General features: G+C 33.7%; 21 protein-coding genes. 7 read left to right on the forward strand and 14 right to left on the reverse strand.

The window, feature by feature from the left end:
* Positions 1 to 9: 9 nt before the first annotated feature.
* The 6 genes from ACNO7W_RS06840 to ACNO7W_RS06865 all read left to right on the forward strand — a co-directional run bounded on the left by ACNO7W_RS06840 (position 10) and on the right by ACNO7W_RS06865 (position 5,412).
* A complete protein-coding gene (locus tag ACNO7W_RS06840) occupies positions 10 to 246 on the forward strand; it encodes an acyl carrier protein (RefSeq protein WP_007137004.1) in 237 nt (78 codons plus the stop codon).
* Positions 247 to 426: 180 nt separating this feature from the next.
* A complete protein-coding gene (fabF, locus tag ACNO7W_RS06845) occupies positions 427 to 1,680 on the forward strand; it encodes a beta-ketoacyl-ACP synthase II (protein WP_143386992.1) in 1,254 nt (417 codons plus the stop codon).
* A 4-nt stretch (positions 1,681 to 1,684) separates the two neighbouring features.
* The gene (rnc, locus tag ACNO7W_RS06850) at positions 1,685 to 2,425 is read left to right on the forward strand and encodes a ribonuclease III (RefSeq protein WP_143386991.1); all 741 of its coding nucleotides are present in this window, start codon (positions 1,685 to 1,687) and stop codon (positions 2,423 to 2,425) included.
* Between the two features lie 113 nt (positions 2,426 to 2,538).
* On the forward strand, positions 2,539 to 3,027 hold the full coding sequence (locus ACNO7W_RS06855; RefSeq protein WP_143386990.1) for an IPExxxVDY family protein: 489 nt from the start codon (positions 2,539 to 2,541) through the stop codon (positions 3,025 to 3,027).
* Between the two features lie 5 nt (positions 3,028 to 3,032).
* On the forward strand, positions 3,033 to 4,463 hold the full coding sequence (gene pyk / locus ACNO7W_RS06860; RefSeq protein WP_417937524.1) for a pyruvate kinase: 1,431 nt from the start codon (positions 3,033 to 3,035) through the stop codon (positions 4,461 to 4,463).
* Between the two features lie 175 nt (positions 4,464 to 4,638).
* Positions 4,639 to 5,412 carry a Bax inhibitor-1/YccA family membrane protein gene (locus ACNO7W_RS06865; RefSeq protein ID WP_417937525.1) on the forward strand — a complete coding sequence of 258 codons (774 nt, stop codon included), beginning with the start codon at positions 4,639 to 4,641 and terminating at the stop codon, positions 5,410 to 5,412.
* A gap of 60 nt (positions 5,413 to 5,472) precedes the next feature.
* On the opposite strand, the gene ACNO7W_RS06870 is transcribed toward ACNO7W_RS06865, so the two are convergent.
* The 3 genes from ACNO7W_RS06870 to dinB form a co-directional block, all read right to left on the reverse strand.
* Positions 5,473 to 5,628, reverse strand: coding sequence for a PAS domain-containing protein (locus ACNO7W_RS06870; protein WP_417937574.1), 156 nt, complete (start codon positions 5,626 to 5,628; stop codon positions 5,473 to 5,475).
* A gap of 15 nt (positions 5,629 to 5,643) precedes the next feature.
* The gene (locus ACNO7W_RS06875) at positions 5,644 to 5,988 is read right to left on the reverse strand and encodes a hypothetical protein (protein WP_417937526.1); all 345 of its coding nucleotides are present in this window, start codon (positions 5,986 to 5,988) and stop codon (positions 5,644 to 5,646) included.
* Between the two features lie 65 nt (positions 5,989 to 6,053).
* Positions 6,054 to 7,166 (reverse strand): DNA polymerase IV, encoded by a 1,113-nt coding sequence (dinB, locus tag ACNO7W_RS06880; protein WP_417937527.1) that lies wholly within the window; start codon positions 7,164 to 7,166, stop codon positions 6,054 to 6,056.
* 114 nt (positions 7,167 to 7,280) lie between these two features.
* On the opposite strand from dinB, the gene ACNO7W_RS06885 reads away from it, so the two are divergent.
* Positions 7,281 to 7,748: a CYTH domain-containing protein gene (locus tag ACNO7W_RS06885; RefSeq protein WP_417937528.1), complete on the forward strand. Its 468-nt coding sequence runs from the start codon at positions 7,281 to 7,283 to the stop codon at positions 7,746 to 7,748.
* Here the strand turns inward: ACNO7W_RS06885 and ACNO7W_RS06890 are convergent, their stop codons facing one another.
* From ACNO7W_RS06890 to uvrC, 11 genes are all read right to left on the reverse strand, one after another.
* On the reverse strand, positions 7,749 to 8,228 hold the full coding sequence (locus ACNO7W_RS06890) for a septal ring lytic transglycosylase RlpA family protein (protein ID WP_417937529.1): 480 nt from the start codon (positions 8,226 to 8,228) through the stop codon (positions 7,749 to 7,751). It lies immediately after the preceding gene.
* An 82-nt stretch (positions 8,229 to 8,310) separates the two neighbouring features.
* A complete protein-coding gene (locus ACNO7W_RS06895) occupies positions 8,311 to 8,751 on the reverse strand; it encodes a hypothetical protein (RefSeq protein WP_417937530.1) in 441 nt (146 codons plus the stop codon).
* A gap of 96 nt (positions 8,752 to 8,847) precedes the next feature.
* Positions 8,848 to 9,012 carry a hypothetical protein gene (locus ACNO7W_RS06900; protein WP_417937531.1) on the reverse strand — a complete coding sequence of 55 codons (165 nt, stop codon included), beginning with the start codon at positions 9,010 to 9,012 and terminating at the stop codon, positions 8,848 to 8,850.
* A 409-nt stretch (positions 9,013 to 9,421) separates the two neighbouring features.
* Complete coding sequence (gene pgi, locus ACNO7W_RS06905) at positions 9,422 to 11,065, reverse strand: glucose-6-phosphate isomerase (RefSeq protein WP_417937532.1); 1,644 nt, start codon at positions 11,063 to 11,065, stop codon at positions 9,422 to 9,424.
* Between the two features lie 237 nt (positions 11,066 to 11,302).
* Positions 11,303 to 12,541: a peptidoglycan DD-metalloendopeptidase family protein gene (locus ACNO7W_RS06910; protein WP_417937533.1), complete on the reverse strand. Its 1,239-nt coding sequence runs from the start codon at positions 12,539 to 12,541 to the stop codon at positions 11,303 to 11,305.
* A 10-nt stretch (positions 12,542 to 12,551) separates the two neighbouring features.
* Positions 12,552 to 13,481 (reverse strand): tryptophan 2,3-dioxygenase family protein, encoded by a 930-nt coding sequence (locus tag ACNO7W_RS06915; RefSeq protein ID WP_417937534.1) that lies wholly within the window; start codon positions 13,479 to 13,481, stop codon positions 12,552 to 12,554.
* Positions 13,471 to 14,250 carry a DUF3108 domain-containing protein gene (locus ACNO7W_RS06920; RefSeq protein WP_417937535.1) on the reverse strand — a complete coding sequence of 260 codons (780 nt, stop codon included), beginning with the start codon at positions 14,248 to 14,250 and terminating at the stop codon, positions 13,471 to 13,473. The genes ACNO7W_RS06915 and ACNO7W_RS06920 overlap by 11 nt, the downstream gene beginning before the upstream one ends.
* A gap of 293 nt (positions 14,251 to 14,543) precedes the next feature.
* On the reverse strand, positions 14,544 to 15,704 hold the full coding sequence (gene hppD / locus ACNO7W_RS06925) for a 4-hydroxyphenylpyruvate dioxygenase (RefSeq protein WP_417937536.1): 1,161 nt from the start codon (positions 15,702 to 15,704) through the stop codon (positions 14,544 to 14,546).
* Between the two features lie 208 nt (positions 15,705 to 15,912).
* On the reverse strand, positions 15,913 to 17,070 hold the full coding sequence (locus tag ACNO7W_RS06930; RefSeq protein ID WP_417937537.1) for a homogentisate 1,2-dioxygenase: 1,158 nt from the start codon (positions 17,068 to 17,070) through the stop codon (positions 15,913 to 15,915).
* Positions 17,071 to 17,254: 184 nt separating this feature from the next.
* A complete protein-coding gene (locus ACNO7W_RS06935; RefSeq protein WP_417937538.1) occupies positions 17,255 to 19,450 on the reverse strand; it encodes a patatin-like phospholipase family protein in 2,196 nt (731 codons plus the stop codon).
* Between the two features lie 75 nt (positions 19,451 to 19,525).
* Positions 19,526 to 21,325 carry an excinuclease ABC subunit UvrC gene (gene uvrC / locus ACNO7W_RS06940; RefSeq protein ID WP_417937539.1) on the reverse strand — a complete coding sequence of 600 codons (1,800 nt, stop codon included), beginning with the start codon at positions 21,323 to 21,325 and terminating at the stop codon, positions 19,526 to 19,528.
* Between the last annotated feature and the right edge of the window lie 42 nt (positions 21,326 to 21,367).

A 21,367-nucleotide genomic window follows, 5' to 3' on the forward strand; every position in this document is an offset into this window, starting at 1 on the left:
TTAAAGATTATGTCAGACATTGCATCAAGAGTAAAAGCGATTATCGTAGACAAATTAGGTGTTGACGAAAACGAAGTTGTAACAGAAGCAAGCTTCACTAATGATTTAGGAGCTGACTCATTAGACACTGTTGAGCTTATTATGGAATTCGAAAAAGAATTTGACATTCAAATTCCAGACGATCAAGCAGAAAACATCGCTACTGTAGGTCAAGCAATCTCTTACATCGAGGAAGCTAAAAAATAATAAATTACACACCCGTTTTCAATCCTGTAAACGGGTGTTATTATTTTTTAAAAAAATTAAATTCGAGATTGAATTTCAATCAAAAAATATTTATTGTAATACCCATGGCTCTTTAGTAATACTAATACAGTAAAGAAAGCATGGGTTTTATTTGTTTAAAGATAACAAAATAAAGAATTTATGGTATTAAGACGAGTTGTTGTAACAGGTTTAGGTGCTCTTACTCCTATTGGAAATAACATTGAAGAGTATTGGAATGGCCTCATTAACGGCGTTAGTGGAGCTGCACCAATAACTTATTTTGATGCTTCAAAATTTAAAACTCAATTTGCATGCGAATTGAAAAATTTTAATGTTGAGGACTTTATAGACAGAAAAGAAGCCAGAAAGATGGACCGCTATGCACAGTATGCCATGGTTTCATCTGATGAAGCTGTACTTGATGCTGGTTTCAATTTTGAAAAATTAGATAAAGACAGAGTTGGCGTTATTTGGGGTTCAGGAATTGGTGGCTTAGAAACGTTTCAAATTGAAATGCTGGAATATGCTAAAGGTGACGGAACACCTCGATTCAATCCTTTCTTTATTCCAAAAATGATTTCGGATATTGCTTGTGGACATATTTCAATAAAATACGGTTTTAGAGGCCCAAACTTCGCTACCGTTTCTGCTTGTGCTTCTTCTACAAATGCAATTATTGACGCGTTCAATTATATTAGATTAGGTCATGCAGATGCAATGGTAACTGGAGGTTCTGAAGCTGCTGTAACTATAGCAGGTATGGGCGGATTTAATGCTTTGCATGCTTTATCCACTCGAAATGACGATCCAAAAACCGCATCCAGACCGATGGATAAAGACAGAGATGGATTTATTCTGGGTGAAGGAGCCGGCGCTTTAATCCTTGAAGAATACGAACATGCTGTTGCTCGTGGCGCAAAAATTTATTGCGAAATTGGCGGTGGCGGAATGTCCGCAGATGCATATCATATTACCGCACCACATCCTGAAGGATTAGGCGCCAAAAATGTAATGTTGAATTGTTTGAGAGATGCTGGTTTACAAGCCAGTGATGTTGATGGTGTAAATATGCATGGAACTTCAACGCCACTTGGTGATATTGCAGAATCTAAAGCAATATTGCATGTTTTTGGCGAACATGCTTACACTATGAATTTAAATTCAACAAAATCAATGACGGGCCATTTACTTGGTGCTGCAGGCGCAATTGAAACCATATCCTCTATACTTTCCATGAAACACGGAATAGTTCCTCCTACAATAAATCATTTTACCGATGATGAAAACATTGACTCTAAATTAAACTTTACGTTCAACGTTCCTCAAAAAAGAGAAATGAATGTTGTCATGAGTAACACTTTTGGTTTTGGAGGACACAATGCTTGTGTATTGGTTAAAAAATTAGACATCTAATTATATGCGTATAATTAGAAAAATATTTTCGAAATCCCGTTCTCTAGAAGACGGGATTTTTTTTGATTCTATTCAAAAAATTTTGGGCTTCGCTCCAGACAATCTGGATTACTATAAAAAAGCCTTCACACACCGTTCCTCAAATCGACTGGATGTTTTAGGAAATCCTATCAACTACGAACGATTGGAATTTCTAGGCGACGCCATGCTAAGCGCTGTGATTGCAGCACATTTATTCAGCAAAGCACCAGCGGGAGACGAAGGTTATTTGACTAAAATGCGTTCGAAAATTGTAAGCAGGGAACACCTGAACGAATTAGGAAAAGATTTAAATCTGGTTCAGTATATAGAAAGCAAAGTGCCGTTACAACATTTTGGCGAAAACATACACGGTAATATCTTTGAATCGCTAATTGGAGCAATCTATTTAGACAGAGGTTATGTCTACTGTGAAAAATTCATTCAGAAAAGAGTTATTATCCCCTATGTAGATATTGCCAGGCTGGAAGGAAAAGTAATCAGCTATAAAAGCTTGATTATAGAATGGTGTCAAAAAGAGAAGAAAATATTTCATTATGATATTTTTGAGGACAATGCAATAGATGGACAACGCTTGTTTGGGGTTAAACTCAGCATTGATGATAAAGTAATTGCAAAAGCCAGAGCAACATCTAAAAAGAAGGCAGAAGAAAAAGCATCCCAACGCGCTTATTTTGCATTTCAAGAAAAAATGGATAGAAAATAACATCATTTTCTTAAACCTATAACGTTTTCGTTGATAAATTAACAAAAACATCCTATTTAAGTAGGTCAGAACTTCAATAGAAATACTATATTTACAACTTATTTTTTCATGAAATGGCTATTCATAAACTGGATCTTGGAGAATTTGACGAAATAGATTATTATCTCATTGCTATTCACACTTCATTAGAAGACTATAGATTGGCTTTTTTTATTAATCAATTACTGCCAATAAATTTAAGCAAAAGCAAGAATGAAATTCAGATTAATATAGAAGAAGGAGAAACAAATTTTTCAAGATTCTATTATTATGATAATGAAAAAGCAATCACTTGGAATTTGATTCAAAATAAAAATGAGGTTATTCAACAGAAAAAGGGAATTAGCCAAAATTTATTTTCAAATGTTACAATGGAAGTCTCAACAAAGGTCTTTTTACTTCCTGAGTTTAAAAAAGTAGATTATTTCTTAAAAATAGAGAATGTTGAAGATACAAGGAGTGTATCAAAAATACAGACCATATTAAATAAAATCGATAGCATATCTACCCTTTATACAGTAGATATAAATCAAATCAAATCAAAAAACAATTTAATTTTTTAATACCAATGCTTACAAACAAAAAAACTAAAATTGTAGCCACACTTGGGCCTGCATGCAGTACTAGAGAAATCATAAAAGACATGATTGACGCAGGTGTAAATGTGTTTAGAGTTAATTTTTCACATGCTGACTACGAAGATGTAAAAGAAAAAATAAATCTGATACGAGGTCTAAACGAAGAGTTTGGCTACACTACTGCAATCCTAGGGGATTTACAAGGACCTAAACTTCGTGTAGGAGTTATGGAAGAAGGGGTTGTTGTACATGATGGAGACTTAATTACATTTACTACAGCCGAAGATATCCTTGGCACTGCAAAAAAAGTATTCATGAAATACCAAAACTTTCCAAATGATGTAAATCCAGGGGAAAGAATTTTGCTTGATGATGGGAAACTTATTTTCGAAATCGTTGAGACTGATAAAAAATCAGAAGTTATAGCAAGAGTAATTCAAGGTGGTGAATTGAAATCTAAAAAAGGAGTAAATCTACCAAATACAAAAATATCTCTTCCTGCAATGACTGAGAAAGATATTGCAGATGCTATTTTTGCTATTGGACAAAATGTAGATTGGATTGCATTATCATTTGTAAAAACACCAAGAGATTTACAAGACTTACAGGAATTAATTGCAGAACATTCAGAATATAAAATTCCAATTGTTGCCAAAATAGAAATGCCAGAAGCATTAGAAAATATTGACAAAATTGTTGCGTATTGTGACGCTTTGATGGTTGCTCGTGGAGATTTAGGAGTTGAACTTCCTGCTCATGAAGTCCCTTTAGTTCAAAAAGAATTGATTCGCAGAGCTAAAACAGCTCGTATCCCGGTTATCGTTGCTACGCAAATGATGGAAACAATGATCACCAGCCTTACGCCAACACGTGCAGAGGTGAATGACGTTGCAAATTCAGTTATGGATGGTGCAGATGCTGTAATGCTTTCAGGAGAAACTGCTACTGGTAATTACCCAGTTCAAGTAATTCAAAAAATGACTCAGATCATTGAAGCAGTTGAGGATTCTCCGCTTATTCAAGTACCACAAAATACGCCACAGATAAAAACAAAACGTTTTATTACTAAAACCATTTGTCATCATGCTGCAAGTATGGCTAATGTTATCAAAGCGAAAGCTATTTGTACATTAACTAATAGTGGTTATACCGCTTTCCAAATTTCGGCTTGGAGACCAAATTCACATATTTTAGTTTTTACATCTAATAAAAGAATCCTTACACAACTAAATTTATTATGGGGTGTGAAATCTTTTTTCTATGAAAAAACAGTAAGTACTGATGATACTGTGACTGACATAAACGAAATTGTAAAACAAAAAGGCTTTGTTCAAAAAGGCGATTTTCTTATCAATTTAGCAGCAATGCCTATTAAAGATAAAGGAATGGTTAACACCTTGAGAGTTTCTGAAATAGAATAGTTTTAAGTTATTTTGAATATATTAATCCGTCCCGTTAACAAACTGGACGGATTTTTTTATGATTTTAATCTAAACGTGAAAATACCTCCATTTTCATTTGAAAAAAATTAAGAACAATTAAACATTCTTCCGCAAAATAAAATTTATATTTGATGAACAAAAAATCAGACCAACTATGAATTTCAATTCTAAAAATCCATTTTTAAATAATAAAACTTTTTCGTCAACAACAGTTTCAAAAAAAGACGAAGTACATCAAGCAACTCTAATTGATTACGATCAAGAAATGACTTTGTCAGGAACTATCAATAAGAGTTTAATTCTATTTTTACTTCTTACGGCTTCAGCAACGGTAATTTGGTGGTTGACTTTTAATGGCATGAACCCAATGGTTCCGGCAATTGGCGGTGCTATCATTGGACTTGTTTTAGTAGTAATCTCTGCTTTCAAACCGCAATATTCTCCGTATCTAGCTCCTGGATATGCCTTATTTGAAGGGTTATTCATCGGTGGAATTTCGGCAATATTTGAAGCTATGTATCCCGGGATTGTGATTCAAGCCGTTGGGGCAACATTTGTGACTTTTATGGTTTGCTTGGGATTGTATAAATATAAAATTGTAAAAGTAACAGAGCAGTTCAAATCAGTTGTTGTGGCAGCTACACTTGCCATTGCGACTTATTACCTGATATCTTGGTTGTTTTCTATGTTTACCAACTTTGTCCCTGTACATCACGGCAACTCGACGATGAGTATTGGAATCAGTATTTTTGTAATTATTATTGCCGCTTTGAATTTGTTCTTGGATTTTGATCGAATAGAAAAAGGAGCCGAACAAAAAATGCCAAAATACATGGAATGGTATGGGGCTATGGGATTGATGATTACTTTAGTTTGGTTATACATTGAATTCCTAAGATTACTATCCAAACTGTCCAGTAAAGACTAATTCAATAAAAAATATTTCAGTAACAAAAACCCTTTCTAACTACGGAAGGGTTTTGTTCGTTTATGCCGCTTTTTCAAAAGCGATAAAGTGTGATAATTCCCCTTTTGCATTAAAAATTGGAAATGCTTTTATCTCACAAAGATACGTTTCTCCGTTTTTTTTATAATTTAAAACCGTTTTTTCGAATGGTAGTTTTAACTCGATAGCTTTACGAATTTCATTCGAAGTATCTTAATTAGTCTCTTGACCTTGAAACATCTTAGGACTTTTACCCACAACTTCCGCTGATGCATAGCCATTCATTTTTACCATGTTATGAGAAGCAAAAACGATACTCAATTTAGCATCCGTTACAATTATTACTTCCTCTTTGATCCTTGTTTTTAAATCCCAATTGTTCTGAATCCATTTATTTTGGGAAGCAATAGAATTCAGTTTACTTAAATCCAAAAAGGAATTCTTTAATTCATGTAAAAATTCATGATGGAAATCCCAAGAAAAAACTGGAAGTGTTTTTATGCTTAAGCATTTGTGATACTTAGCAATAGCCTCTTCATATTGTCTAAAATTATTCATGATATTTTATCTTCAAGAACCAAATGTAATTTTATTTATAAAAACAAAACAACAAATTTCAGACTTTAACCATTGTTGAACGTACCCATTATTAATTGAAAGTCAAATTTTAACTGTACGACAACAAATTTCTTCTCTTCAGTATTTAAATTACTTAAAGAAATTCCCAGTAATCTGACGGAATCTTTCATCCGTTCTTGATACAACAGTTCTTTTACGACTTCTGATATCAATGCTTTATCAGAAATAAAATAAGGCAAAGTTTTGCTTCGGGTTTGTTGCGTGAAATCACTGTATTTAATTTTTAATGTGATTGTTTTCCCCGCAACATTGTATTTTTTTAATCTTCTTTCTAATGCATTTGCAATATTCCCAAGCTGCTCTAACATGTAAATTTCAGAAGACAGATTAACATCAAAAGTATGTTCTGCTGCGACTGATTTTGTAATTCGATTTGATTTCACTTCGCTATTGTGAATCCCTCTCACAACATTATAATAGAAACTTCCTGATTTACCGAAATGTTTCTCCAAAAATTCCAATGATTTACTTTTTAATTCTACTCCGGTAAAAATTCCCAGTTGGTACATTTTTTCGGTGGTAACTTTTCCAACGCCATGAAATTTTCGAATGGGTAATTCTTCCAGAAATGAAATCACTTCCTCCGGATTGACCGTTTTTTGTCCGTTGGGTTTATTATAATCACTGGCAATTTTAGCCACAAACTTATTGACCGATATTCCAGCCGAAGCCGTCAAACCTACTTCGCTGAAAATGCGCTGTCTTATTTCCTGTGCCAATAAAGTAGCGCTGGGATTCCCTTTTTTGTTATTGGTAACATCTAAATAGGCCTCATCAAGAGACAATGGCTCTACCAAATCCGTATAGTCATGAAAAATTTTGTGAATCTTAGTTGAAATCTCCTTATACCGGTCAAATCGTGGTTTTATGAAAATGAGTTCCGGGCAGTTTTTCTTGGCCATAACTCCACTTATAGCACTACGAACTCCAAATTTCCTCGCTTCATAACTTGCCGCTGCCACTACCCCTCGGTTTTCAGAGCCTCCTACGGCAATAGGCTTTCCCCGTAATAAGGGGTTATCCATTTGCTCCACAGAAGCATAAAAGGCATCCATGTCGACGTGTATGATTTTTCTATTTGGAATTATTTCGGACATGACACAAATTTATGCACGTTTTATATTAAATGAAACCAATTGTAATTAAAAATATTTGATACATTTGAAATTACTAATTAGCACACAGCTTAAAATCTAAAATTCAACGGTAAAATGATTGAAATAGAAAGAAAATTTTTAGTTAAAGACGATTCGTTCAAGGCAGTCGCTTTCGCCCAAAATCGTATTGCACAAGGGTATTTAAGCTCGGTTCCAGAACGTACAGTACGCGTACGCATAAAAGGCAACAAAGGATATTTGACTATAAAAGGAGTTTCAAATGATGCTGGGATGTCTCGATTTGAGTGGGAAAAAGAAATTCCCTTTGATGAAGCTAAAAAATTATTGCTTTTATGTGAGAAAGGCGTTATCGACAAAACCCGTTTTGAGATAAAACGAGGAAATCATGTATTTGAAGTTGATGAATTTTATGGCGAAAATGAAGGATTGATTGTTGCTGAAATTGAACTTGAATCTGAAACGGAGACTTTTGAGAAACCGAATTGGTTAGGTCATGAAGTAACTGGCGACACTCGATATTACAATGCCTGTTTAAGCAATAATCCTTACAAAAATTGGTGATTAATTACTCAATACTGCTATTGTTACCAGTATTCCTCCACTGCTTTTATTGGAAGCAATATCCATAAATGCGCGTTTTGAGAGGTCAATCTCTCTAGACTTTACAAACGGGCCTCTATCTGTAATTTCTACAATTACGGACTTCCCATTTTTTTCATTGGTTACTTTCACTTTTGTCCCAAACGGGAGTTTTTTGTGTGCTGCAGTATATTTATTGTTATCAAATTTTCTGCCGCTTGTGGTTCTTCTTCCATTAAATTTATCGGCATAATAAGATGCATGCGCCTCTTTTTTATAGATTTTGAATTTTCCCAATGAAGTAACTAAAGAGTCTAATTTGTTTTCTTGTTGTTCAACTGCTATTTTGCTCTTTTTGAGAGTGTCTTTTTGTACTGTGGCTTTTTGTCTATCCAAGGAACTTTGGCTGCTGACTATGCTAATAATTGCCACCAAAAAAAATAATGTTATTGATTTTTTCATTTTTATCTTTTTAGTTAAATCTATTTTACAAAAACCATACCTAGATAAAAAAAGCCCTATTTCTAGAGCTTTAACCGGTTTTTTAAAACCACATTGACCATGGAATTCTACTTAAAATAAGTAATAATCCTAAACCATAAAAAATAGAAAACGTTTTGAATTTTGACTCACTAGTCGTTAACTTTTTATGTTTTGACCATCCTATAGTAATTAAAGTAATTGCAACAATATTGATTAATGGGTGTTCCACAACAGTCAATCTAAGAGCTGCATTCTTCATTACTTCACCCATTCCTAAATTACCAATATTAGAAAATCCATTTGGCGAAACGAAATATAAAATTAAACCAATTAATAATTGTGTATGTGTGCCTATAAGTCCAAATAATGCAATTTTTCTATCCTTTGCGGTAAATTCTTTTTTAGAAGACATTCCAATAAAGGAATTAACAACTGCAATCACTAATACTAAAAGTGTTAAATAAGCCCAACCGGAATGAAATTTTTGAATAAATTCGTACATATAACTTGTTTTTGTTTTAACAAATATAAGAAAAAAAGGCATAAAAAAACCACACATTAATGTGTGGTTTTAATTTTTTGATATTTTTTCAGGTAATTATTTACCAAAAATATATCTAAGTGTAAATTGTGCTTGCCAAACATCAAAAGTTGAAGCATTTTTCTGGAAAGTATCTTTAATTAAAATTCTAGTTCCATCATCTTCCGTCTGAGTTGCTAATTGAAAAAATGGCACATTTGCTGTAGCTGCTTTGAAATTCAAAACATTAGCATTTGTAACTCTTTGTGAAATACCCCAATCTTTATTTATAAAATTAGTAAAATTTAAAATATCAGCTCTAAACTGGAAATTGTTCTTTTTATGCGTATTTATATATATAAGTAATCGGAATGATTTGTTGTCGCATGATAAAATTGATTAATTCGCAGTATCAATACTAGTTGTAACCAACTTTGAAAAAACAAAATACGGCATTATATAATGCTTATTACTTATCATAAAAATATTACAAACAAGATAAAAACAAAAAATAAAGTTTGCGATAAAAAACTACTGTTATAGAACTACTTGCATAAAAAAGCCCCGATTTTATAAAATCGGGGCTTTTTGGCAACTGTAATTTAAAAAATTATTTTTTAAACCTTACAACTTGATTCGCTTTAATCAAATTTTATTTATTCGACAGAAAGTGATTCAACAAATAAGCTGTGGAAGAATCGTGCTTTTTTACTTTTTTACTGTTAATCTCCTCTAAAATTGAGTTGGCTAATTGTTTCCCAAGTTCAACTCCCCATTGATCGTAACTAAATATGTTCCAGATGATTCCCTGAACAAAAATTTTGTGTTCATACAATGCAATCAAAGAACCCAAGGTTTTCGGAGTCAATTTTTGTATTAAAATGGTGTTCGTAGGTTTGTTTCCTGCAAAAACTTTAAATGGCAAAAGAAACGCAGCTTTATCTGCAGCAAGCCCTTGTTTATCGAATTCTCCCTGAACTTGTTCCTTCGTTTTTCCGTGTAATAAGGCTTCGGTTTGCGCAAAAAAGTTAGACATCAATTTATCATGATGGTCTTCATCGCCATATAATGGTTTTATAAAGCCAATAAAATCAGTAGGAATCAACTTGGTTCCTTGGTGAATTAATTGAAAAAAAGCATGTTGTGAATTGGTTCCTGGCTCACCCCAAATAATAGTTCCTGTTTGATAATTTACCGGTTTCCCGTCACGACCAACACTTTTTCCATTACTTTCCATTGTTCCTTGCTGTAAGTAAGGTGCCAGTTTTTGTAAATATTGTGTGTAAGGTATTAAAGCTTCGCTTTCTGCTCCAAAAAAGTTGTTATACCAAATGCTCAATAAAGCTAAAACCACTGGTATATTTTTATCAAAATCAGCAGTTTTGAAATGGTCATCCATTTCGTTAGCACCACTTAATAATTCGTCAAAATTCTCAAAACCTACCGCTAGACTTATTGAAAGCCCTACAGCGCTCCATAAAGAAAAACGACCTCCAACCCAGTCCCACATTGGGAATACATTATCAGGGTTAATCCCAAATTCCGTTACTTTTGCAATATTGGTAGAAACCGCGACAAAATGTTTTGCCACATCTTCTTGTTTTGCTGATTGTAAAAACCATTTTCTGATAGTTTCAGAATTGGTCAATGTTTCCTGCGTTGTAAATGTTTTAGAAACAACAACAAAAAGAGTGGTTTCCGGATTTAATTTTTTAATAATTTCATTCACATGATCCCCATCAACATTCGATACAAAATGAACGTTTAAATTATTTTTATAAAATTGTAATGCTTCAACAGCCATTGCAGGCCCCAAATCTGAACCACCAATCCCTATATTTACAATATCAGTAAAAGGTTTTCCTGTAAAACCAGTTCTTTGTCCTGAAGTTACTTCGTTAGTGAATGCTTTTATTTTATTTTTTACCTCATAAATTTCAGGAACTACATTTTGTCCTTCTACATTTACAATAGCGGATTCTTTGGCTCTTAAGGCAGTATGAAGTACCGCTCTATTTTCAGTTTGGTTGATAATTCCTCCGTCAAAATAGTCTGAAATAGCATTTTTAAGCCCTGTTTCCTCTGCCAACTCAAGTAATAAATCAAGAGTTTCCTGATTGATAATGTTTTTAGAATAATCAATTAAAAAATCATTCCATTTCAAATTGAATTTTTCAGTTCTTGAAGTGTCAGATAGAAACATTTCTTGCATCGAAACTTTTTGCATTTCGTTGTAATGCATTTGTAGTTTCTTCCAAGCAATCGTTTCTGTTGGGTTTATTGTATTTAAAGCCATTTATATTTGGATTGTAGTTTTGTTTAATTTTTGGCAAAAATACTGAAATTAGTTTTAATGATAAATGTGTTTACAATTATATAACAATTTAAGGCGATTTTGCCAAAATAGTAATCCCTTAAATAGGACAGAAAAGAACCTATAATTAAATCCGAATCCTATTTTTATGGTAAAATCCAGATTTGCTTTTAGCTTTCCAGTGTAAACACACCTTTTTAACTAAATAAATCAATTCTCTTACAAATTAGAAACACTATCTAATTGCCATTTTAAAGGAATAATAACCTTTAAAAACTGATCTTTATTTCTACCGCTCATTGGTTCGCCGTTAGGCAATTTAAGTCGTAACGCATCTACCTGAACGCCATTTTTCCAAAATCGATAACAAACATGAGGGCCTGTTGCTAAACCAGTACTTCCTACTCGACCTATAACCTGGCCTTGATTGACATGCTGACCACGTCGTACCAAGATTCTTGACATGTGTAAATATTGAGTGGAATACGTACCATTGTGCTTTACTTTTACGAAATTTCCATTTCCTGCCGTAAAACCTGTTTGCTCTATAGTCCCTGCCGCAGTAGTTGTAATTGGGGTTCCGTATGGCGCAGCATAATCGGTTCCTTTATGTGCTTTCCATCTTTGTTGTACTGGATGGAATCGATTAGTTGAAAAACGAGAAGATATTCTACTAAATTTTATTGGTGTTTTAAGAAAGAAATTTTTCAATGTTTTCCCTTCTTCATCATAATATTCTATTTTATTGGATGAAGGATTTTGAGCATAGGGAAATGCATAAATTATTTTTCCTTTGTATTCAAAAAAAGCGGCTTTAAGACTGTCTACTCCATCATATATAGTGTCATTTATATATCTTTCCGTAAAAGTAATAGCAAATCGATCTCCTTTTTTAAGCTTAAAAAAATCGATTGACCAAGCATAAATTTTAGATATTTTGCTCGCCAACGCACCTTCTACATTAGCCCCTTCCAAAGTTTCAGACAAAGAACCCTTCAACAATCCTCCTATTGTACGGGTCTTAATGGTGATAGGTTTTGTCTTTTTATATACAACCACAGCTGTATCTCGCAAATCGACAACATAATAATTCATTGCATCCGGTTGATAAATAAAAACCTGCAACTTATTTGTTTTGTTTTTTGATCTAAGGAGTGTATATGGCTTGTTTATTCTAATTATTCTAACATCAAATGTATCCTTTACTTTTTTAATAATATCATACACTTTCTTATTACCAATATTTTGATTTTCGATAATAGTACCAAAAGTATCTCCTTTTTTAATAGTATCCTGAACTACATTAAAATCAGAATATTTAAACCCAAACTCAATTTTCTTAACTGCTGGTTTTATAATTTCTTTTTCTAATACATCATCGGATTTATTACAAGAAACTAAAGAAAACAACACTATAATTGTTATTAATACTTGTTTCAAACTATATTTTTTTTGCATTCTAATTATTTTATTCTCCCCAATGTGCCAACTCATCTACCGACCATAATTCTGGAAAAAATATTCTACGTTGGTATTTTGGATGCATGTATTTTTTCCAGTCACTTCCTCCTGTAGCTTCTCCATTTCCTTTCCCGCTTTGATCTATATATTTTATAGCGACATTCAAATGTTGCATAACCCAAGTAATATTTACAGTATGATCATAATGACGCATCGCTTTAATTAACTCTGAATTTTTTTGATCTAAATCAGGGAGCTGCTTGAATTTTTGCCAAATGTTTATGGTGTTATATTCCTCCATATGTTTCAAAAACATTCCTTTGTATTTTCTTTCAAATTCCTCCAGCAAAAATGATTTTTTACCGGTGTGATACTCTTTTCCGGCTGCTTGCCAATACAAGTGTTCAAAAGCAAATTCGAACGGAGTATTCCTATCAATTGAATCTCTATAACGGTGATCTACAAGATTTATTAGATCCGTAGAAGAAAACTCTATTAATCTATATTGCGCGCTTTGAAAACCACTTGCCGGAGTAAGGGTATTCCTAAATTTCATATATTGATCGACTTCCATTCCATCTTCCATAATACCGAAAGAAGTTGTTAGCATATCAAAATAGCGACTGATTCTCATTAACCTTTCGGTAAAAAAATCAGTCTTTATGTTCTCAGAATAAGAAATTTGATTCATTTCCCAAAGTATCATCTTGAATATTAATTCATTAACCTGATGATACATAATAAAAACCATTTCATCCGGAAGGGTGGTTCTTTGAATTTGAAGACTTAATAATGCATCTGTGTGAATATAATCCCAATAAGTTATCGGCTTAGACCAAAGCAATCCTTCTAAATGCGTCTCGGTTTTCTGGTTTATTGCTTGGTATTTAAGTTCAATTTCTTTTAAAATTACTTCAGAATTCTCATTATTGTCCATTATATTTTGTTTTAAACTGATTCTTCAATCCTTTGTATTGATCTAAATCTGCTTTGATTGATCCTACAGCCAGACTTGCTTTAATTCGCAAGGGTATTTTATTATCATCGTCTGAAATCCAAACGGTTAGACTTTCCTGTTCTTTAAAAACGCGTCCTGATTGCACCAAAGGCCTAAAAACCATTGTTGAAACAACACCAAATTTAGTTGTAATATCTTCACGACCTATAAACTTGAGTTTAAATTTTGTGGTTTCATCATCAAAAAACATATCAATCGCAACTGATTCTCCTATTTTTAACTTGTCAATACTGGGATAATTTCTTAAATAATAGAAAGCAGACAAAATGTCTTGTGTATTTTTAGGAACGAAAAGTGTTTTCTCAGTCTTGTGTTTGTAATCCTTGACAAGAACTCTATTTGTAGATTGATTAAAAAAACCTTCTTGATTTTTGGTGTAGCCACCTTCGTTAATTTTTCGGACAAACTGGTATGGACTTCTGGTATCCTTATCAATATAGCTTTCATATAAATCGTCTACCTTAAAGAAAAAACGAGACATTCCTGTCGTATATCCTTTACCAACTACATGAAAAATATTTTTATTGTTTAGGGTAGCGTCTTTTACTTCCAGCGTGGCATAACCCGCATTGACTATCCCGTAATGAATCCTGAACTTAAACCATTCCCCCACACCGTAAGCATCCTCTTTTGGAGAATCAAAACTTACAGTTACTAATAATATAAGGAATAGGGTTATTTTTTTCATCACCTCGTTTTTCTATTTATTTTTCAATAATAGCAAATTTTGTTCCAAATATATCAAAACAAAAAAACTCAGTCAAATAATGACTGAGTTTTTATGCTATTAACTAACCAAAAAACTATAAACTATGAAATTTATATGAAATCAGGAAGGAAACCACCCCTTCCCTTTTTGCGAGTGCAAAGGTAGCTAACAAATCCAGTTATTTTAGTCCAAAACAAAGTTTAACACAACATTTGTAAACAAACATGCCGTTCGTCGGTTATTTTTTCACATAATGCAAAAAAAATGCTTTTTTACAGCGTTCCTCGTAATTGCTGTTCACGTTCAATTGACTCAAAAAGAGCTTTAAAATTTCCTGCACCAAAACCTTTGGCTCCCATTCTCTGAATAATCTCAAAAAACAGTGTTGGACGGTCTTGTACTGGTTTCGTAAAAATTTGTAATAAATACCCTTCTTCATCGGCATCGACCATAATGGCTAGTTTCTCTATCTCATTTAAATCTTCTTTCATCATTTTCATATGCGCTCCCAATCGCTCCGGAATCGCCTCATAATAGGTATGCGGAGGAGCTGACAAGAATTCGATTCCTCTTGCTTTCAATTGCGTTACCGTTTTGATAATATCATCCGTTGCAATAGCGATATGCTGAATTCCAGGTCCGCCGTAAAAGTCCAGATATTCCTCGATTTGTGATTTTTTCTTTCCTTCGGCAGGTTCGTTAATTGGAAATTTAATTCTTCCGTTTCCATTCGACATCACTTTACTCATCAAGGCCGAATATTCGGTATTAATTTGTTTGTCATCAAAAGAAAGGAAATTCACAAATCCCATTACTTCTTCATAAAACTTAACCCAGATATTCATTTCATTCCAACCTACATTGCCCACCATGTGGTCAATGTATTTTAATCCTGTTGGCTCTGGATTGTAATCGGATTTCCATTCCTTATATCCAGGGAGGAAAACACCGTTATAATTTTTGCGTTCTACAAAAATATGCACGGTTTCTCCATAGGTATAAATTCCTGAACGTACTACTTCTCCAAATTCATCTTTCTCAACTGTTGGCTCCATAAAAGAGCGAGCGCCACGCTTCATTGTTTCCTCGTAAGCACTAGTGGCATCTTCTACCCAAAGTGCAGCTACTTTCACCCCGTCACCATGTTTTCTCAAATGTTCGTGTATCGGAGAATCTTGAGTCAATGGCGTGGTCAATACGATGCGGATCTTATCCTGTTTTAGCACATAAGACGTCCTGTCTCTTACTCCGGTTTCTAATCCTGCATAGGCCAATGATTGGTAGCCGAAAGCGGTTTTATAATAATGCGCTGATTGTTTTGCATTTCCTACGTAGAATTCTACATAATCGGTTCCTAATAACGGAAGGAAATCCTGTGCTCCTTCAAATATTTTTTCTAGTCCGTATTCTACTGATTTTATTTCTTTTGACATGATATTTATTTTTTGATTCGGTAAATCTAATTTTGGAAAGTGGATAAAACGGATTTACAAAGTTTTTATTAATTTAAAAAATATTGCTCGTTATACAAAAGTCCTAGCCCTGATGGAAGTGGCATCCTTTATGTTTTTCCTTTAAAAACATAAAGATACAGCGCACAGCAGGAAATAGCTCCTCCCTTCGACTGCGCTCAGGATGATATTACTCCACCCAAGATTTATAATATTGTCCATCATCCAATCCCATAGCTTCTTCGGTAACCATTAAAGGGCGAAATGTATCGACCATTACCGCTAATTCATGCGTTATGGTTTGACCAATGCTGCGCTCCATTGCTCCTGGTGCCGGTCCATGAGGAATCCCTTTTGGATGCAAAGTAATGTGGCCTTGCTCGATATTGTTGCGGCTCATGAAATCACCATCTACATAATACAAAACCTCATCACTATCGATATTGCTGTGATTGTAAGGCGCCGGAATTGCTTTTGGATGGTAATCGTACAATCTTGGAACGAAAGAACAAACTACAAAAGTCGCCGTTTCGAATGTTTGATGTACTGGTGGCGGCTGGTGTACACGCCCTGTTATGGGTTCGAAATTATGAATGCTAAATCCATAAGGAAAATTATAACCATCCCAACCTACGACGTCAAAAGGATGTGAAGCGTAAATCACTTCATGCATCATACCTTCTTTTTTTATTTTAATAAGAAAGTCGCCTTTTTCGTCGTGCGTTTCTAACTCATCCGGTAAAATAAAATCGCGTTCGCAAAACGGAGAATGTTCCAGATGCTGCCCCGATTCGTTTTTATAGCGTTTTGGAGTATAAAATGGCGCAAATGATTCTACGTAAAACAATCTGTTTTCTAAAGTTTCAAAATCGATTTGATAAATCATTCCACGTGGAATGATAAGATAATCCCCGTATTTAAACGAAATATTTCCCATCATGGTGCGCAATTTTCCTTTCCCTTTGTGAATGAAAATCATTTCATCGGCATCGGCATTTTTATAGAAATAAGTACGCAAGGATTGTTTTGGCGCAGCTAATCCTATGGTACAATCTTTATTGACCAACATGGCTTTGCGACTGTCCATAAAATCGTCTTCGGGTTTTAACTCAAACCCTTTTAACAATAACGATTTTATGTTTTTTCCAATTGCAATTTTTGGTTCTACCGGATAGGATTTTAGGATTTCCTTTACTTGTGTTGGTCTGTGAACATGATATAACAATGACGAATGGCCATGAAAACCCTCGGTTCCAAAAAGTTGCTCGTAGTATAAACCACCGTTTGGTTTTTCGAATTGCGTGTGTCTCTTTTGAGGAAAACTCCCCAATTTATGGTATAAAGGCATGATTTTTTTGTTTAAAAGTGAAACAGATTAAAGTTGAGATTACTTTATAATGTGCTATGATAAATCAAAAAAAGAGTACTCACTCAGGATTTCTCTTGATGAGGAATTGAAGATAATCTAATAAACCTAGCCATTTTGTTTTCATTATAACAAATATCGGAATTATTATTGATATAATTTACAATTAAAACAAAAACCCAATACTAAACCAAGTATATCCTTTTCCAGTTTCCGGCGACCAGGAATGTTTTATTTCTATAGGCCCAATTACAGTTTCCAGACCATATCCTACCGCATAACCTGAATATTTTGGCATTGAAATCCAATCGACTTTTTCAAAAATTCTATCCCCAATATTAGCAAAATTTGCCGAAAAGTTGAGATGATTGTTCTTGTAAAACTCATAATCAATAGTTCCAGTTGATTTTATATAGCTATTGGCAGCCACACTTAAATAATCATATCCATATAAATACTTAAAGTTATTTATGGGGTTATAGCCATAACCTCCCAAAATAAAATTAAAAAAGGCTACACTTTCGTTGCCAAATGAAAATCCCGCATCCGTTTGAAATTTTACTGTGGCGTTTTTAAAAAGCGTCGCAGCTATTCCAAAATCGCCTTTTGCAATAGAGAACGGTTTGAAATTTCCCGTGTAATTTGAAGAAAGCAAATAGGTTTGAATATCCCCTGAGAAATACCAACCTTTTTTAGGAAAATATTTATTATCAAAGGAATCAAATTTCATATACCCAAAAGCACTTAGATAATTACTGTTATCAATTATTGGATCCACATTTGCCAATGTTTCTGATTTTATTTTTAAAAATTTAAGTTCTACTCCTCCTCCTACTAGAAATTTTTGCACGAATAAAGATTGAAAATAAGCTTGATTTGTCAGGTCGGTAAAATCAATATTGATTGAATTTACTTCACTTAAATTCAAATTACTTATTTCTTTAGCTACATTTCTATTAAATTGATTGAACTGCGATTTAAAACCAAAACTCATATTAAATCCATTTTCTACATAGTAATCTAAATTATATCTGATATTGTCCCCTAAAACAATGTCAAATGACGCTATATCATTTTTAAAAAGCGTTTTTTTATGTGTTAAATTTACTAAAACACCACTTTTATATAAATTATCATAATGCAATCCAAATTTCAAATAGGTCTTTGTGGAGTTTTCTTTCAAGCTGATATTTAAGTCGTCACCTTGATTGTTAGCATCTAACGAATAGGATATTGCACTGAAATTTTGAGTCGCATTAATATTGTTTATCCCGTTCAGTAAATCATTGTACGTTGTTTTAACTCCTGGTTTAAACCTTAGTTTACCAACAACATAATCCTGTGTATAATTGTCCAGCTCATTACAATTTATATTTTTAATTTGTAAACTATCGGTTACTATTTTCAGCTCAGGTTTCTTATAAGGGTTTGACTCATCCACTAACAGTTTTAATTTTTCAAAAACAGAAAATGTCGCCTCTTCTCCTTTTCTAATGATTTCTTTTCCTTTATCAAATGATATAACACCGTAGTTTTTGATATCTGGTTTTATATAGATGTCCGTATCTTTTACATTTTTCTTCATTCTATCTCTTGATTGAAGATTTGTAATTTGTACCAAAATTTTTGTGGCATCTTTAAGTTGGGTTCTGTCCAATAAATCATTCTGAACATCAACGCCTATAATAATATCCGCCCCAAGTTTTCTGACCTCTTCAATGGGATAATTATTAGCAACACCGCCATCTACCAATAGTTTCCCATCAATTTCTACAGGTGAAAACAAAGATGGAAATGCGGAACTGGCAATCATAGCCTGTGCCAAATTACCTTTATTCAACAAAACTTCTTCTCCTGTTTCTATATTGGTACCAATACATAAGAAGGGAATTGGCAATTTATTAAAATCCTTTATGTGTCTAACATTTCTGGTAATTCTACTCAATAAATTATAATTGTACATCCCCTTCGACAATGCTTCAGGAATTCCAATTTTTAGTTTATTAAATGGCAGAACCAGCGCGTATAATTCGTCGTTTCGTCTTTCATAAAAGTTTTTGGAAGATCTGGGAATGAAGTCATTTAATAGCTCATCAAAATTAGTTGCCTGAAAAATGGAATCAATCTGGCTTGCATCATATCCTGAAGCATAAAGACCTCCAACAACTGCCCCCATACTGGTTCCGCCAATGTAATCAATCTTGATTCCTGCTTCTTCAAGTACTTTCAAAACCCCAATATGCGCAAACCCTTTTGCTCCACCTCCACTTAAAACCAAACCAACTTTGGGTCTATTCTGCTCTTGCGAAAACAAAGTCAAACTAATACAAAAAACAATGAATAACAGAGCAATTTTCTTCATAAAAAGCGATTTGGGAAATAATAGAATTTAGCGATATTGATTATCATCCGCCTAAAATTCAATAATCTAAATTAATCATTCATTTACTGTCTTGTAAAATTCGGTAATTTTTTTGGCTTTAGATACACCTATAACGTCAGAAATTTCTTTTTCTGACGCTAACTTCAATCTTTTAACACTTTTAAAGTGCTGAATCAAAGTCAACATCGTTTTTTCTCCAATGCCGGGAATGCTTTCTATCGAAGAATTTAGTGCCGCTTTACTCCTTTTATCTCTGTGATGCGTAATCCCAAAACGATGCGCTTCGTTTCGCAATTGCTGAATTACTTTCAAAGTTTCTGATTTTTTGTCTAAATATAACGGAATAGAATCACCCGGATAAAACAGTTCTTCCAGCCTTTTAGCAATCCCAATTATAGCTATTTTTCCCCGCAAACCCAATTCATCTATACTTTTCAATGCTGATGACAATTGTCCTTTTCCTCCGTCAATAATGATTAATTGCGGCAAAGGTTGTTCTTCATCTAATAACCGTTTATATCTTCTATAAACGACTTCAGTCATCGAGGCAAAATCATCCGGTCCTTCGACTGTTTTTATATTAAAATGACGGTAATCCTTTTTGCTGGGTTTTCCATCTTTAAAAACAACACAAGCTGCAACAGGATTCGTTCCTTGAATATTCGAGTTATCAAAACATTCGATGTGACGCGGTTCAACCGGCAATCGCAAATCTTTTTGCATCTGCGCCATAATCCTTTTCGTATGGCGATCCGGATCTACAATTTGCAATTGTTTTAATTGTTCGATTCTGTAAAACTTAGCGTTTCGAATAGACAAGTCCAGAATTTGCTTTTTGTCTCCCAATTGCGGAACAGTAATTTTTATATTTTCACCCAAATCAACCTGAAACGGAACGATAACTTCCCTCGACAACAATTGAAAACGGTCTCTCAATTCGATAATCGCCAATTCTAATAATTCTTCATCGGGTTCATCCAGTTTCTTTTTGATTTCCATTGTATGCGAACGAATAATCGAGCCATGAGAAATTTGTAAGAAGTTCACATACGCCGCACTTTCATCCGAAACTATCGAAAACACATCGATGTTGGTAATTTTTGGGTTTACAATCGTTGATCGTGATTGGTAATTTTCAAGTATTTCTATTTTCTCTTTGATTTTTTGCGCTTCTTCAAAACGCATTTCGGCAGCCAGATTCGTCATGACCCGTTTGAAATCTTTCATGCTTTCCTTAAAATTCCCTTTTAAGATTTCGCGGATCGCATCAACTTGCTTCTGATAATTTTCTAAAGTTTCAAAACCTTCACATGGCCCCATACAATTCCCAATATGATATTCGAGACAAACCTTGAATTTCCCGCTATCAATATTACTCTTGCTCAAATCATAATTGCAAGTTCTAAGTGGATATAATTCTTTAATCAGCTCTAAAATAGTATTCACCGTTTTGAAACTGGTATACGGTCCAAAATATTCCGAACCGTCTTTAACCATTCTTCGAGTGGCAAATATGCGAGAAAAAGGTTCTTTCTTGATACACAGCCATGGATAGCTTTTGTCGTCTCGTAACAACACATTGTAACGTGGCTGCAAGGTTTTTATAAGGTTATTTTCCAATAAAAGCGCATCGGTTTCCGTAGGAACCACAATGTGTCTTATGGTCACAATTTTCTTAACCAGCACATTGGTTTTGGCCGTGTCATGAATTTTATTAAAATAGGAAGAAACCCTTTTTTTTAAATTTTTGGCTTTACCTACATACAAAATCTTCCCTTCCTTGTCGTAATATTGATATACGCCAGGATTATCAGGTAAGGTTTGAATTTGTAAGGCTATTGTGGGTTTGGTCATTTTTTTAAAATTGTAATTGACATTGAAAAATCAGCCACAGAT

Origin of the sequence: Flavobacterium sp. ZB4R12 (assembly GCF_048276375.1) — a bacterium.
GTDB lineage: Bacteria > Bacteroidota > Bacteroidia > Flavobacteriales > Flavobacteriaceae > Flavobacterium > Flavobacterium gawalongense.

Coding starts and splice junctions, on each gene's coding strand:
- ACNO7W_RS06910 (WP_417937533.1), bottom strand. CDS start 12,541: ATGCAAAAAAAATATAGTTTGAAACAAGTATTAATAACAATTATAGTG.
- uvrC (WP_417937539.1), bottom strand. CDS start 21,325: ATGACCAAACCCACAATAGCCTTACAAATTCAAACCTTACCTGATAAT.
- ACNO7W_RS06865 (WP_417937525.1), top strand. CDS start 4,639: ATGAATTTCAATTCTAAAAATCCATTTTTAAATAATAAAACTTTTTCG.
- ACNO7W_RS06840 (WP_007137004.1), top strand. CDS start 10: ATGTCAGACATTGCATCAAGAGTAAAAGCGATTATCGTAGACAAATTA.
- ACNO7W_RS06885 (WP_417937528.1), top strand. CDS start 7,281: ATGATTGAAATAGAAAGAAAATTTTTAGTTAAAGACGATTCGTTCAAG.
- ACNO7W_RS06930 (WP_417937537.1), bottom strand. CDS start 17,070: ATGCCTTTATACCATAAATTGGGGAGTTTTCCTCAAAAGAGACACACG.
- pgi (WP_417937532.1), bottom strand. CDS start 11,065: ATGGCTTTAAATACAATAAACCCAACAGAAACGATTGCTTGGAAGAAA.
- hppD (WP_417937536.1), bottom strand. CDS start 15,704: ATGTCAAAAGAAATAAAATCAGTAGAATACGGACTAGAAAAAATATTT.
- pyk (WP_417937524.1), top strand. CDS start 3,033: ATGCTTACAAACAAAAAAACTAAAATTGTAGCCACACTTGGGCCTGCA.
- ACNO7W_RS06920 (WP_417937535.1), bottom strand. CDS start 14,250: ATGAAAAAAATAACCCTATTCCTTATATTATTAGTAACTGTAAGTTTT.
- ACNO7W_RS06895 (WP_417937530.1), bottom strand. CDS start 8,751: ATGTACGAATTTATTCAAAAATTTCATTCCGGTTGGGCTTATTTAACA.
- fabF (WP_143386992.1), top strand. CDS start 427: ATGGTATTAAGACGAGTTGTTGTAACAGGTTTAGGTGCTCTTACTCCT.
- ACNO7W_RS06935 (WP_417937538.1), bottom strand. CDS start 19,450: ATGAAGAAAATTGCTCTGTTATTCATTGTTTTTTGTATTAGTTTGACT.
- ACNO7W_RS06855 (WP_143386990.1), top strand. CDS start 2,539: ATGGCTATTCATAAACTGGATCTTGGAGAATTTGACGAAATAGATTAT.
- ACNO7W_RS06875 (WP_417937526.1), bottom strand. CDS start 5,988: ATGAATAATTTTAGACAATATGAAGAGGCTATTGCTAAGTATCACAAA.
- ACNO7W_RS06915 (WP_417937534.1), bottom strand. CDS start 13,481: ATGGACAATAATGAGAATTCTGAAGTAATTTTAAAAGAAATTGAACTT.
- ACNO7W_RS06890 (WP_417937529.1), bottom strand. CDS start 8,228: ATGAAAAAATCAATAACATTATTTTTTTTGGTGGCAATTATTAGCATA.
- rnc (WP_143386991.1), top strand. CDS start 1,685: ATGCGTATAATTAGAAAAATATTTTCGAAATCCCGTTCTCTAGAAGAC.
- dinB (WP_417937527.1), bottom strand. CDS start 7,166: ATGTCCGAAATAATTCCAAATAGAAAAATCATACACGTCGACATGGAT.